Raw genomic sequence first — 13,794 nt, forward strand, 5'->3', positions numbered from 1 at the left:
TGTGGAGGCACCGTTGGGATACCACCCTGATCGTATCTAGGTTCTAACCTGGTACCGTAATCCGGTGCGGGGACAGTGTCAGGTGGGCAGTTTGACTGGGGCGGTCGCCTCCTAAAGAGTAACGGAGGCGCCCAAAGGTTCCCTCAGAATGGTTGGAAATCATTCGAAGAGTGCAAAGGCATAAGGGAGCTTGACTGCGAGACCTACAAGTCGAGCAGGGACGAAAGTCGGGCTTAGTGATCCGGTGGTACCGCATGGAAGGGCCATCGCTCAACGGATAAAAGCTACCCTGGGGATAACAGGCTTATCTCCCCCAAGAGTCCACATCGACGGGGAGGTTTGGCACCTCGATGTCGGCTCATCGCATCCTGGGGCTGAAGTAGGTCCCAAGGGTTGGGCTGTTCGCCCATTAAAGCGGTACGCGAGCTGGGTTCAGAACGTCGTGAGACAGTTCGGTCCCTATCTGTCGTGGGCGTAGGAAATTTGAGAGGAGCTGTCCTTAGTACGAGAGGACCGGGATGGACGTACCGCTGGTGTACCAGTTGTTCCGCCAGGAGCACCGCTGGGTAGCTATGTACGGAAGGGATAAGCGCTGAAAGCATCTAAGCGTGAAGCCCCCCTCAAGATGAGATTTCCCAGTATGTAAGACCCCTTGAAGACGACGAGGTAGATAGGCTGGGGGTGGAAGTGCAGCAATGCATGGAGCTGACCAGTACTAATCGGTCGAGGGCTTATCCAAGATATGCAGGTTGTACATCGCAAATTTCGTTTCGGATCTAGTTTTCAGAGAATAATCTCTGAAATGAAAATTGGTACATCACGGATGTGTGTATGATTTTCAGTTCTACAATGGATTTTGAGAAGCTATGCTTCGACAAATCACGTTTGGTGGCGATGGCGGAGGGGTTCCACACGTACCCATCCCGAACACGACCGTTAAGCCCTCTAGCGCCGATGGTACTTGGACCGCAGGGTCCTGGGAGAGTAGGACGCCGCCAAGCGAACTCTTTCATCCTACATAGAAAACAGGCTCTGCATGTTAACGTTGTATGATGAATTGCATTTGCACTGCAAATGCATATTATTCCCTGATAGCTCAGTTGGTAGAGCACTCGACTGTTAATCGAGTTGTCACAGGTTCGAGCCCTGTTCGGGGAGCCATTTGCTCTCATAGCTCAGTAGGTAGAGTGCATCCATGGTAAGGATGAGGTCACCGGTTCGATCCCGGTTGAGAGCTTTGGAAATGGGGCCCGTTGGTCAAGGGGTTAAGACACCTCCCTTTCACGGAGGTAACAGGGGTTCGAATCCCCTACGGGTCATAGTTATTTTTATTAGCTTAAAAAAGGGATGAGAATTCCAAAGGTTCGTCGGAGGATTAGCTTCGTTAGCAACTGCTTCGCAGTCTCGAATGAAGTGAGAGTATCCCCTACGGGTCATAGGATGGAGGCTTAGCTCAGCTGGGAGAGCATCTGCCTTACAAGCAGAGGGTCGGGGGTTCGATCCCCTCAGCCTCCACCACTTAACTTAATGGGGATTAGCCAAGCGGTAAGGCAACGGACTTTGACTCCGTCATGCATAGGTTCAAATCCTATATCCCCAGCCATTTTAGTTTTTAGTTTGAGTCATTAGCTCAGTTGGTAGAGCACCTGACTTTTAATCAGGGTGTCGAAGGTTCGAGCCCTTCATGACTCACCATTATATGCGCGTGTGGCGGAATTGGCAGACGCACTAGACTTAGGATCTAGCGTCTTTGACGTGGGGGTTCAAGTCCCTCCACGCGCATCCTTTATAAGCGGACGTGGCTCAGCGGTAGAGCATCGCCTTGCCAAGGCGAGGGTCGCGGGTTCGATTCCCGTCGTCCGCTCCAATATTTGCGCCCTTAGCTCAGCTGGATAGAGCGTTTGACTACGAATCAAAAGGCCGGGAGTTCGAATCTCTCAGGGCGCGCCATTATTTTCATAAGTATCGGGATGTAGCTCAGCTTGGTAGAGCACCTGGTTTGGGACCAGGGGGTCGCATGTTCAAATCGTGTCATCCCGATTTTTATTTGCGGGTGTAGTTCAATGGTAGAACTTTAGCCTTCCAAGCTAATAGCGTGGGTTCGATTCCCATCACCCGCTTCATGTTACATTGAAAGGTCTCTGTTTACACAGAGGCTTTTCTTTTATTTATAGGAACAATACCTCATTATAATACCAATCTTCCCCTATACTCATTTGATAAGTGTAAGAATACCTCTAACCTCTTCATTATTTCTGCTAAAAGAATCAAAAAATTTTTTAATACACTCTTTAATTTATTGCATCACTGTGATAAAGTATACAAAAGCTTGCTTTGCCGGTCATGTTTCTTTATGTTTCGTCTGGTTTGTAATAATGGAATATGTAGATATGAACCCAATCAGTACAATGAACATTCTCAGTCTAACTGTATATTTATGAGGAAATAAGTATAGGTATGAGTTATTCGAATGATGAAAAGTACGTGAAAAGGGTATCATGTGACAGCATCTGACCATTAATCGAAGCAGAACAAGAAAATGAATAATAAAGCGTGTTTTTGTGCTGTAAATCAGGGTAAATCCCCATTTTTACTAGTAGAAAAATAAAGATTTTCGTACCATTTTATTGTATGATGTTATGAAGGTGTCAAATTTACGTGTACGAATGGAACGATCAGATGGGAGGATAAGCATGACTGAAACTATGGTAACCGCCAGCAAAAGCCAATCCAACAACCTGCTTCGGCGAGACGTGCGGTTCCTGGGCAATATACTCGGAGAAGTTCTTGTCCATCAAGGAGGCACGGAGCTTCTAGATATCGTTGAGAAGATTCGGGAAACGAGCAAATCGTTGCGTGCAGAGTTCTTGCCAGAACTTTATGCAGAGTTCAAAACGATGATCCAGGAATTAGACTCGGAAAATCGCCATCAGGTGATTCGAGCTTTTGCGATTTATTTTCAATTAGTTAATATTGCTGAACAAAACCATCGGATCCGGCGTAAACGGGATTATGAACGTTCTGCAGGAGATTCTGTGCAGCCAGGTTCGATTGAAAAAGCAGTACAGGATCTGAAGGAACGTGGACTGTCTCATACGGAAGTAGAGGATATTCTAGACGATTTATCTCTGGAACTGGTGATGACAGCTCATCCAACCGAAGCTATGCGTCGGGTTATTCTGGACATCCACAAACGGATATCCGAAGATGTCATGTCACTTGATAATCCTACGCTGACGTTGCGTGAACGTGAACAGTTGCGGGAGAAGCTGCTGAACGAAGTCATTACACTATGGCAGACCGATGAGCTTCGTGACCGTAAACCAACTGTGCTCGATGAAGTGCGGAACGGGATGTATTACTTTCATGAAACGTTGTTCCATGTACTTCCGGATGTATACCAGGAGCTTGAACGCTGCCTGAATAAATTTTATCCTGACCATGACTGGCATGTGCCGACGTATTTGCGGTTCGGTTCCTGGATCGGTGGAGACCGGGATGGAAATCCTTCGGTAACTTCAGATGTAACATGGCAGACCCTGTTGATGCAGCGTAAGCTCGCTTTGCGTGAGTATCAACGGATTATGATTGAACTTATGGGGCATCTCAGCTTCAGCACGAACATCATCAGCGTATCGGATGAGCTGGTGCAGTCGATTGAGCAGGACCGTAGTTGTGTAACATTGAAAAAAGTGGATATGTGGCGGAACGAAAAAGAGCCATACCGTATCAAATTGGCATACATGATTGCCAAGCTAAACAATGTTTTGGATGAGAACAAAGTAGGACAGCCAGACCGCTATGACAACGCTCAAGGACTGATGGATGATCTGATGATTATTGATCGCAGCCTGCGCCATCACTTTGCCGATTACGTAGCCGATACGACTATTCGCAAAATGATCCGTCAAGTGGAGCTGTTCGGATTCCATACAGCTGCATTGGATGTGCGTCAACACAGTAAGGAACATGAAAATGCGATGTCGGAGATTTTGGCTAAGATGAACATCGTAGAAGATTATGCTCGTCTGACGGAGGATGGCAAAATCGATTTGCTGGCTCGTTTGCTGGATGACCCTCGTCCGCTGACTTCCCCTTATCACCAATACACAGAGGGGACCAAAGAGTGTCTGGACGTATTCCGTACGATCAAGCGTGCACAGAGCGAGTTTGGGACCGGTTGTATCACAAGTTACCTGATTAGTATGACCCAAGGGGCAAGTGATCTGCTCGAAGTTATGGTATTTGCCAAAGAAGTAGGTTTGTTCCGCAAAGAACATAACGGTGAAGTGGTATCTACGCTTCAAGCAGTTCCATTGTTTGAAACGATTGATGATCTTCATGCCGCTTCGGAAATTATGCAGAAGCTGTTCAACCTTCCGGTTTACCGTGCAAGTGTAAGCGGGCGGAATGAACTGCATGAAATCATGCTGGGTTATTCGGACAGTAACAAGGATGGCGGGGTTGTTACAGCGAACTGGGAGCTGCGTGTAGCGATGAATGCTATTACCGCTGTTGGTAATGAACATGGCGTTAAACTGAAGTTCTTCCATGGACGCGGCGGAGCGCTTGGACGTGGAGGTATGCCTCTCAACCGCAGTATTCTTGCTCAACCACCACATACTATTGGCGGGGGCATTAAGATTACAGAGCAGGGTGAGGTTATCTCTTCCCGTTACTCCCTTCAGGGAATTGCATACCGCAGTCTTGAGCAGGCCACATCGGCTTTGATCACAGCTGCGCTGAACGGTCTGGAGCCGCAAGAGTCGGAATCGGAGCAACAGTGGGACAGCATTATCAAGGATATTTCCGAAGTATCCCTGACGAAATACCAGGATCTTATTTTCCGTGATCCAGACTTCTTTACCTTCTTCAAGGAATCGACACCGCTGCCTGAGGTGGGAGAACTAAATATTGGTTCACGTCCATCCAAACGGAAAAACAGCGACAAGTTCGAGGATCTGAGAGCGATCCCTTGGGTATTTGCCTGGACCCAGAGTCGTTATCTGCTTCCCGCATGGTATGCGGCAGGAACGGGACTGCAAAGTTACTATCAGGATAAGGAAGAGAATCTGAATGTCCTGAAAGAAATGTATGAAAACTTCCCATTCTTCCGTACACTAATTGATACGGTGCAGATGGCTATTGCCAAAGCAGATCTGGTCATTGCGAAGGAATACTCTGCCATGACTTCCAATAAGGAAGCACGTGATCGCATCTATGGTCAGATTGAATCGGAATTCAAGCTTACCAAAGAGCTGATTCTGAAAATTACCGGAGAAGCTGAAATTCTGGATGATGTACCGGTGATTCAAGAGTCGATCCGACTTCGTAATCCGTATGTCGATCCTTTGTCCTACATGCAGGTCCAACTTCTGAGTGAGCTCAGAGACATGCGTGAGCGCGGCGAGGATGACACAGAGCTGCTGCGTGAAGTGCTGCTGACGATTAACGGTATTGCTGCAGGACTTCGGAATACCGGCTGATCGTTAAGCTGCTTAAGAATTAATGAAGTGAATTTTACAGCCATGTAGACAGCAAATAGCTTAATTTTTTCCTCAGCTTGAGTGAGAGATGAAACGGGACTCCTTCTGGAGTTCCCGTTTTTACTGTTTTTGGCGGATATTTTCCGGCACAGTCTTGATTTTTGACCAAAGTTGATTTACGATTTGATTGGTGAATTACAAGTGTGGACGGGTATCAGAAGGCGGAAGACCCATCAGCATGTCTGGGGGAATAAGGGTGGACAATTTGGAGAACAGGCTTGTTAAGCTGGTACTGAAGGGTGACCAGCGAGCCTTTGCAGAAATCGTTGAATTATACAAGGACAAGCTGTTTCATCTGGCATACCGGATGCTGAACAATCGTCATGAAGCCGAAGACGTTGTACAGGAGACGTTTTTGCGTGTGTTTCGTAATATGGAGAAGTATGATCCGAACCAGAAGTTCTCAACCTGGATTTACCGGATTGCAACCAATCTGTGTATTGACCGCTTACGGCGGAAGAAGCCTTCTTACTCATTGGATGCAGAGCTTAATGATCAGGAAGGATCTGACGGATATGCGATGCTTCCCAGTGATGATCGTACACCAGAGAGCGAAGCGCTTTTGTCTGAGACACAGACACTTATCCGTGAAGCGATTGACAGTTTGCCGGCCAAGTATAAATCAGTCATGATTTTGAGATATTTACAGGACTTGTCGCTGCAGGAAATCAGTGATGTGACAGGTATGCCCGTAACAACGATTAAGACTCGTGTTCATCGGGGTCGTGATTTTTTGCGTAAAAAACTGGAGTATAAGTTGTAAATGTAAAACGTCTTTTATTTTGGGCGAAATTATTTGAAACATATCCGAAACGGATACGTATGTAATGTATGCAAGTCTTATGCGTGCTTTTTGGCAATGCAAGGACTAAGTGATCTAAGAAAGGATTGGCTCTCATATGGATTGCAACTCGGCCGTCTCTTTAATGCATGAATGTTTGGATGAGTCGTTGTCCCCGGCCCAGAAGGTTGACCTGAAAAGTCACCTTGTGACCTGTCCGGATTGTCGCATGCGCTTTAAAGAGTTGGAACAGACGGAAATGCTACTCTTTGCCATGAAACACTATTCACCGTCTGCCTCGGATGAGCTGACCAATCGAATTATGAATGCTCTGCCCCAGCCCAAGAGACAGCAAGTATGGCTCAAATGGGTCAAAGGACATCCCGCGCTGACGGCGGCAGCCTTCTTTTTGGTCGTGATGCTCTTTAGCGCCTGGAATTTCTGGAATCAGAATAACGAAATGGTCGTTAAGGGAAATAATCTGGACCAGATCGTGATTGAAGGAAACACGGTTATTGTTCCGGAGGGTAAGTCCATTGCTGGCGATCTTACGATAGAGAATGGAACTGCCCAGGTGTACGGTGATGTAAATGGCAATCTGACGGTCATCGACGGACAGCTGTATCAGGCTTCAACGGCGCATATTTCCGGTCAGGTGAAAAGTATTGATCAGGCGCTGGACTGGTTCTGGTACAAAATAACCAATATGGTAAATGAAGTGGCATACCGCTAATATAGGGTGACTTCTTCAATGGTATATACCAAGCAGGGTACCTCCAGATTGCTGGGGTACTCTTTTTTATCTTATGAACTTTGTAATTTATGGGATTTGTGTTGTTTCTGCGCAGTTTGTGACTCCCGTAACTTGCAACCTGAACGTTAACGTTATAACCTAGATACTAAAGAGAACATACTACTACATATAGATAAGCATTTTGCCTAAATTCAAAGAGCGTTCTTCAATCAGCAAAATATAGATCGAAATGGTTCAATTCGTTTATATTTTGTGCCTGGGAGCGAGCTTGAATCGAATGATGCAAAAATGCGAGATAAGGATTATTTAAATCCTAATGGGTTAATATGAGATCAGGGTTTACTCATCAATGGGGATAGCGGGGGCTGGCTTATGAACTATTTTGCTGACTTAACGTGGAAAGAGTCCATTAAGGACGTTATCGATATATTGATCGTTACCTATATTATGTACAAACTGATTTTGCTCGTGCGAGGCACCCGTGCGGTTCAACTGCTAAAAGGTATATTGTTCCTTGTGGTGATCTGGGCACTAAGTACGTGGCTAAATCTCTATACGCTCAAATGGCTGATGAACCAGATGTTTACGTTTGGTGTCGTTGCGGTCTTTATTATCTTTCAGCCGGAGCTGCGCCGTGGTCTGGAGCAATTGGGCCGTGGCAAGCTGTTTGGACGCTCGGCAGCGGCAAGTGACGAAGAATTAACGGTGTTAATTGGTGAGATCATTAAGTCCGTCAATTATTTGTCACGGCGAAAAATTGGTGCATTGGTTGTATTCGAACGCGAAACCGGCCTGAACGATTACACGGAGTCCGGGATCCAGATGCAATCACTGGTTAGCTCGGAGCTGATGATTAACATTTTTATTCCGAATACACCGCTCCATGATGGAGCCGTCATTATACAGGGCAAACAGATTTCGGCGGCAGCCTGTTATTTGCCATTGTCCGAGAATCCGTTTATCAGCAAGGAGCTGGGAACGCGTCACCGTGCAGCAATCGGGATTACTGAGGTGGCAGACGCGATCTGTCTGGTTGTTTCAGAGGAGACGGGACAAGTGTCTCTTGCAATGAATGGACAGGTCGTCCGGGATATCAAGGAAGAATCGCTGATTGCCAAACTGTACGAAGAACTGCGTCCAACATCCAATCTAAGTAAAAAGAATGGTTGGACTACCTTCTGGAAACGGAAGGGGGGGCGTAAAAATGGATAAATGGTTTAACAATAACAATTTTGCGAAGATTCTAGCCTTAGCGGTGAGTTTGTTGCTTTGGTTCATGATACATCTGGATGAAGTACCAACTACGCCGACGATCTCAACTGGGACGACCAATAAGGTTGTGGAGCGTACCGTGCCTATTCAGCCCTATGGGCTCGACAGCAACTCCTACGTCCTTACTTCATTAAGTACGGATGAAGTACGTCTGGAGATTAAAGGGCAGCGCTCGATGTTAACTTCGATTTTTACGAATGATGATTATAAAGTGCTAGTGGATCTGAGTCAGGTGAAAGATGGGTCCAACACGTTACCTTTAGTACCGGATCTGCCTTCCGGAGTTGAAGTGGTGAGCATGGAGCCTTCCATGGTTACAGTCAACGTGGAAAAACTGGGCACCAAATCTTTCGACGTGAATATTGTACCCGAAGGAGAACCTTCCGCCGGATACAGCGCTGGAACGCCCGTTGTTGAACCTTCAGGGCCAGTTAAGGTAACTCTGCCGGAAGGGCAGCTTGACGCCGTAGCGAAGGTTCAGGGCAGTGTGAGCGTGAAGGATGCGAAGGATGATGTGGTTCAGAAAAAAGTGAAGCTTCAGGCATTCGACGCCGAGGGCAAGGTCATTGAAAATGCGATAGTTACACCAGAGACCGTTGAAGTTCGGATTCCGGTCAGGCAGCCCTATACAACTGTACCCTTAAGAATCAAATATTCAGGACAACTGCCGGAGGGGCTGGTGCTCTCCACGGTTGAGCCAAGCGTGAAAGAAGTCTCGGTTTACGGTGCAGAGGATGCTCTTGCGGGTATTCAGTCCTACGACCAAGTAACCCTTGATCTCACACAGTTTGATGGGGCAGGAACGTCGACAGTTAACGTGGACTTGACGCCGCCTTCCGGTTTTGAGAAAATCGAGCCTAGTTCGATTCAGCTTAAGGTGACGGTATCGCCTTACGATGAGCTTCAGGAGACGACCAAAGTCTTTCCGAACGTCCCCATTACGCTTACTGGCGCCGGGAACGGGCTGGAAGGGACATTGGTTACTCCCAAAAGCGGTGGCTTAAATATTACGCTTAAAGGTTCTTCAACGATGCTTGAAGGTCTAAATAGCGATGATATTAAGCTGACTGCGGATCTTACTGGACTTACGGTAGGCACGCATGAAATAAAGCTTGAGGCTGACTTGCCTCGTTTTGCCAAACTGGATGAATCATCAAATGATCTGAGCGCTACCGTCAAGATCAGTGAAAAGGCTGATGATACGACGGTTGCTCCCGGCGAGGATCCGAAGGATGAAGGGACGATAGGGCCTGATCCTTCACCAGTCGAAGTTGAGAATGGGGATACCGAAACTGCTCCTGGAGAAGAAGAAACAGAATCGAATACGGACAATCAGGAGCAGAGCCAGCAGGGGAATACCAATCGAGGTAACTCCAATAACAGCGGTAGCAGCAATAGTGGCTCCAACCCGTAAAAGAAAATGTTCAGATCAAAATTTTAAAATAACGTTTATGCTCTTATATGATGCGAATAGAAGGAGTTAGATCATGGGGAAATATTTTGGTACAGACGGTGTAAGAGGTGTTGCCAATAAAGAGTTAACGGCGGAGCTGGCTTACAGCATCGGACGCTGTGGTGGTTATGTGCTTGCAGGTGGTGTGGAGAGACCAAAAGTGGTTATCGGTATGGATACCCGTATCTCGGGGCTGATGCTGGAATCCGCACTGGTTGCAGGTTTGCTATCCATTGGCGCTGATGTAATTCGTCTGGGCGTTGTATCCACTCCTGGAGTGGCGTATATTGCTCGTCTGCTGAAGGCCGATGCAGGGGTAATGATCTCGGCTTCCCACAATCCGGTTGAGGATAACGGAATCAAATTTTTTGGCGGAGATGGCTTCAAACTGTCGGATGAGACAGAGAACCGGATCGAAGAACTGATGGATGCAGAAACGGATCAATTGCCTCGTCCTGTAGGTGGTGGTTTGGGAACCGTAACCGTGGATGAAGAATCCCGTTATCGTTATTTGGACTATCTGAAAACAACCGTAAATGAGTCGTTCTCAGGACTCAAAATTGTTCTGGACTGCGCTAATGGAGCAGCTTATGAGCTGGCACCAAAATTGTTCAGAGAACTTGGTGCAGAAGTCATTGCTATTGGCGCTGAGCCTAACGGCCTGAATATCAATGAGCAATGCGGATCAACTCACCCGGAGCATTTGAAACAAGAGGTGCTGAAACATAAAGCGGATCTGGGTCTTGCTTTTGACGGGGATGCGGATCGTCTGATTGCTATTGATGAGACAGGTGCTGAGGTTGATGGTGACTTTATTCTGTGCATCTGTGGTGATGCGATGAATCGTGCAGGCAAGCTGAAAGACAGTACCGTGGTATCTACTGTAATGAGTAACATCGGATTCTACAAAGCAACGGAGAAACTGGCACTGAAAACAGCAAAGACTGCCGTAGGTGACCGTTATGTGATGGAAGAAATGCGCCGTGGGGGTTACAACCTGGGTGGAGAGCAGTCCGGTCATGTTATTTTCCTGGATTACAATACAACAGGCGATGGAATGCTGACAGCGATTCAGCTCGTGGATACCTTGAAAGCTTCCGGTAAAAAGCTGAGTGAACTTAAGGCGCTGATGACCCAGTACCCACAAGTATTGGTGAACGTGCGTGTTGAAGATAAGAGTAAATACGAGGGCAATTCTGCGATTGAGCAAGCGATTGCTACAGTAGAGCAACAGCTGGGTGATAATGGACGGGTACTTGTTCGTGCGTCCGGGACCGAATCCCTGATCCGTGTTATGGCGGAAGGACCAGATAAGAATGAACTTGAACAATTCGTGTCTCAAATTGCAGATGTAGTGCAAAAAGAACTGGTATAGAACCTGATCGATAGGTTTTACAGACACAGTTGTGTCAAGGGAATCACTGTCACATAAGGCTTAATCTAACAGGGATTATTCCATATAAACCCATATCCCTACGTCCCGGCCTAGTGAGACCATGGGTCTGTTTATCGGGTCGGGATTGTGGGTAAATATGCCGAAATTGTCACAGGTACTTTGCTCCATTGCAAAATGAACCTGACGTGCATATAATGAGTGGAGTCGTCATTCAGACACAGAAAGTGAGGATCGTAAGGTACTAGTTACACAAGCGCCAGAGCTTGAAGTTGCGCGGGAAGGATTTTGATCGGTACGAATCTTGAAGTATGAGAGACTACTGAGCAGGATCGACGGCAATCAAGCTGACGAGGTGGAGGTGTTCGGATTGTTCGGCGGGGACCTCCCGGTGATGCACCAGAGCCGTAAACCGGATTGCGGAAAATGGATGGGTGACTGTCCACACAACGTGCCGGTAGGTGCAAGAATCAACTAAAATTCAAATGAATGTGCGCGAAGAGCGTGAACAGTGCGCGGACGGGAAAATGATGTACATTCATGATTGCATCTAATAACAGCTTATGACTGCGGAGCGGCAAGAGGCTGCTCTGATCATTGATAATTGAATAGTTGAAAAGTATTCATGATACGTTAGGCAATCATTTTCATTTTTCTGATATGCCGTGCCAGCCTGTTTCTCTTCGTAGCGCAGTATTCATATACAATCGGAGGAACTAAACTATGTGCGGTATTGTTGGATATATTGGTAATAAGAACACTCAATCGGTATTGATCGAAGGATTGAAAAAGCTTGAATATCGTGGTTATGACTCTGCAGGTATTGCGGTATTTACGCCGGAAGGTCTGCAAATTTCCAAAGCTCTGGGACGTCTTGCGAACCTTGAAGCCAAACTGGAGGGTGCTCCGCTGGTAGGTAATGCCGGAATCGGACACACTCGCTGGGCTACTCATGGTAAGCCATCAGATGAGAACTCCCATCCCCACACGGATGAGAGCCAGAAGTTCTCTGTTGTTCATAACGGAATTATCGAGAACTATCTGGATCTGAAAGACGAACTGATTGCTCAAGGCCATACTTTCACATCCGAGACAGATACTGAAGTTATCTCTCACCTGATTGCACGTGAATACGATGGAGATATCGTTAAAGCTGTGCAAAAAGTGATCACATTGATGCGCGGAGCGTTCGCGCTGGGTGTTCTGACAGAGTATGAGCCTGAGAAACTCGTAGCTGTGCGTCAAGCAAGCCCACTGATTATTGGTATTGGTGAAGGCGAGAACTTTATCGGTTCCGATATCCCGGCAATTCTGGAGCATACACGCAATGTGTACATTCTGAATGACGGTGAAATGGCTGTTTTGACACATGATGCTGTCGAATTGATGACGATTGAAGGCAACTTTATTTCTCGGGAAATGATTCATGTCGATTGGGATGCTGTGACCGCAGAAAAAGGCGGATTTGAGCACTTCATGCTGAAAGAAATTCATGAGCAACCAAAAGCATATCGTGATACAATGCTGGGTCGCATCGACAATGAAGGCAAAAAAGTTCAACTTCCTGAGTTGAAAATGACAGAAGAGCAAATTAAAAATATTCGTAACGTTCAAATCATCGCTTGTGGTACGGCGTACCATGCGGGTCTGGTTGGACGTACTGTAATTGAGCAATTGGTGCGTATTCCGGTAGAAACAGATGTTGCTTCTGAATACCGCTATCGTTCCCCGATCGTGAGCAAAGATACACTTGTAATCGTGGTGAGCCAATCCGGTGAGACAGCAGATACCCTTGCTGCACTGCGTGAAGCACAGTCGAATGGTGCACATGTACTCGCCATCACTAACGTTGTGGGCAGCTCCATTGCACGTGATGCAGACGATGTAATCGCAACGCTGGCAGGACCGGAAATTGCGGTAGCCTCCACTAAAGCGTACACTTCGCAATTGATCGCGTTCAACCTGCTGGGTCTGTACCTTGCGCAAGTTCGTGGAACACAAACAGCAGAAGAAATTGCGCACACGTTGGCAGCGATGCAAGCATTGCCTGAGCAAGTGGAATCCATGTTGGAGCAAGCGGAAGCAATCAAAGGATATGCAGAACAAATCTCCAAACATGAACATCTCTTCTTCATCGGCCGTGGTCTGGACTATGCAGTAGCACAAGAAGGTTCGTTGAAGTTGAAAGAGATCTCTTATATTCACTCCGAAGCGTATGCTGCGGGTGAGTTGAAACATGGTACGCTCGCCTTGATCGAGGAAGGTATCCCTGTCATTGCTCTGGCAACACAGGAGAATGTTCTGGAAAAAACCGTGAGCAACATCAAAGAAGTGAAAGCACGTGGCGCAGACGTACTGGCAATTACGTACGAAGAGCACGTAGCACCATTGCTGAAATCCGTTGACCAAGCGTTTGCTATTCCTAAGACGCTGCCACTGCTTAGCCCGGCTCTGTCTGTTGTAGCATTGCAATTGCTTGCATACTATGCTTCCCTCGCACTGGGCCACGATGTGGATAAACCCCGTAACCTGGCGAAAAGTGTAACGGTAGAGTAAGGGAATTGTCTTTAAATTCAAAGATGACAGAAGAAAATA

General features: G+C 46.9%; 8 protein-coding genes, 11 tRNA genes and 2 rRNA genes. All 21 read left to right on the forward strand.

Annotated features, from left to right (window positions below; translation table 11 throughout):
* Window positions 1-739 (forward strand): 23S ribosomal RNA (locus P5G61_RS23775); the annotation flags it as partial.
* A 145-nt stretch (window positions 740-884) separates the two neighbouring features.
* Window positions 885-1,001 (forward strand): 5S ribosomal RNA (rrf, locus tag P5G61_RS23780).
* An 84-nt stretch (window positions 1,002-1,085) separates the two neighbouring features.
* Window positions 1,086-1,161 (forward strand) — tRNA-Asn (locus P5G61_RS23785).
* A gap of 3 nt (window positions 1,162-1,164) precedes the next feature.
* Window positions 1,165-1,237 (forward strand) — tRNA-Thr (locus tag P5G61_RS23790).
* A gap of 10 nt (window positions 1,238-1,247) precedes the next feature.
* A tRNA-Glu gene (locus P5G61_RS23795) sits at window positions 1,248-1,319 on the forward strand.
* A gap of 123 nt (window positions 1,320-1,442) precedes the next feature.
* Window positions 1,443-1,518, forward strand: a tRNA-Val gene (locus tag P5G61_RS23800).
* Between the two features lie 10 nt (window positions 1,519-1,528).
* A tRNA-Gln gene (locus tag P5G61_RS23805) sits at window positions 1,529-1,603 on the forward strand.
* Window positions 1,604-1,619: 16 nt separating this feature from the next.
* Window positions 1,620-1,695 (forward strand) — tRNA-Lys (locus tag P5G61_RS23810).
* A gap of 6 nt (window positions 1,696-1,701) precedes the next feature.
* Window positions 1,702-1,782, forward strand: a tRNA-Leu gene (locus P5G61_RS23815).
* Between the two features lie 10 nt (window positions 1,783-1,792).
* Window positions 1,793-1,867, forward strand: a tRNA-Gly gene (locus P5G61_RS23820).
* 6 nt (window positions 1,868-1,873) lie between these two features.
* Window positions 1,874-1,950, forward strand: a tRNA-Arg gene (locus P5G61_RS23825).
* Between the two features lie 16 nt (window positions 1,951-1,966).
* Window positions 1,967-2,040 (forward strand) — tRNA-Pro (locus tag P5G61_RS23830).
* Window positions 2,041-2,049: 9 nt separating this feature from the next.
* Window positions 2,050-2,120, forward strand: a tRNA-Gly gene (locus P5G61_RS23835).
* Window positions 2,121-2,693: 573 nt separating this feature from the next.
* Window positions 2,694-5,486, forward strand: coding sequence for a phosphoenolpyruvate carboxylase (gene ppc, locus P5G61_RS23840; RefSeq protein WP_301248700.1), 2,793 nt, complete (start codon window positions 2,694-2,696; stop codon window positions 5,484-5,486).
* 256 nt (window positions 5,487-5,742) lie between these two features.
* Complete coding sequence (gene sigW / locus P5G61_RS23845) at window positions 5,743-6,309, forward strand: RNA polymerase sigma factor SigW (RefSeq protein WP_017692117.1); 567 nt, start codon at window positions 5,743-5,745, stop codon at window positions 6,307-6,309.
* Between the two features lie 136 nt (window positions 6,310-6,445).
* Complete coding sequence (locus P5G61_RS23850) at window positions 6,446-7,060, forward strand: zf-HC2 domain-containing protein (protein ID WP_024631514.1); 615 nt, start codon at window positions 6,446-6,448, stop codon at window positions 7,058-7,060.
* Between the two features lie 393 nt (window positions 7,061-7,453).
* Complete coding sequence (gene cdaA / locus P5G61_RS23855; RefSeq protein WP_024631513.1) at window positions 7,454-8,293, forward strand: diadenylate cyclase CdaA; 840 nt, start codon at window positions 7,454-7,456, stop codon at window positions 8,291-8,293.
* The gene (locus tag P5G61_RS23860; RefSeq protein ID WP_301248701.1) at window positions 8,286-9,767 is read left to right on the forward strand and encodes a CdaR family protein; all 1,482 of its coding nucleotides are present in this window, start codon (window positions 8,286-8,288) and stop codon (window positions 9,765-9,767) included. The genes cdaA and P5G61_RS23860 overlap by 8 nt, the downstream gene beginning before the upstream one ends.
* A 73-nt stretch (window positions 9,768-9,840) precedes the next feature.
* Window positions 9,841-11,181, forward strand: coding sequence for a phosphoglucosamine mutase (gene glmM, locus P5G61_RS23865; RefSeq protein ID WP_301248703.1), 1,341 nt, complete (start codon window positions 9,841-9,843; stop codon window positions 11,179-11,181).
* A gap of 322 nt (window positions 11,182-11,503) precedes the next feature.
* Entirely contained in the window at window positions 11,504-11,677 is a 174-nt protein-coding gene (locus P5G61_RS23870; RefSeq protein WP_301248704.1) for a hypothetical protein, read from the forward strand.
* Between the two features lie 245 nt (window positions 11,678-11,922).
* Complete coding sequence (gene glmS / locus P5G61_RS23875) at window positions 11,923-13,755, forward strand: glutamine--fructose-6-phosphate transaminase (isomerizing) (protein ID WP_301248705.1); 1,833 nt, start codon at window positions 11,923-11,925, stop codon at window positions 13,753-13,755.
* Window positions 13,756-13,794: the final 39 nt, after the last annotated feature.

The organism is Paenibacillus vandeheii (genome assembly GCF_030433635.1).
In the GTDB taxonomy this organism is placed as follows: domain Bacteria; phylum Bacillota; class Bacilli; order Paenibacillales; family Paenibacillaceae; genus Paenibacillus; species Paenibacillus vandeheii.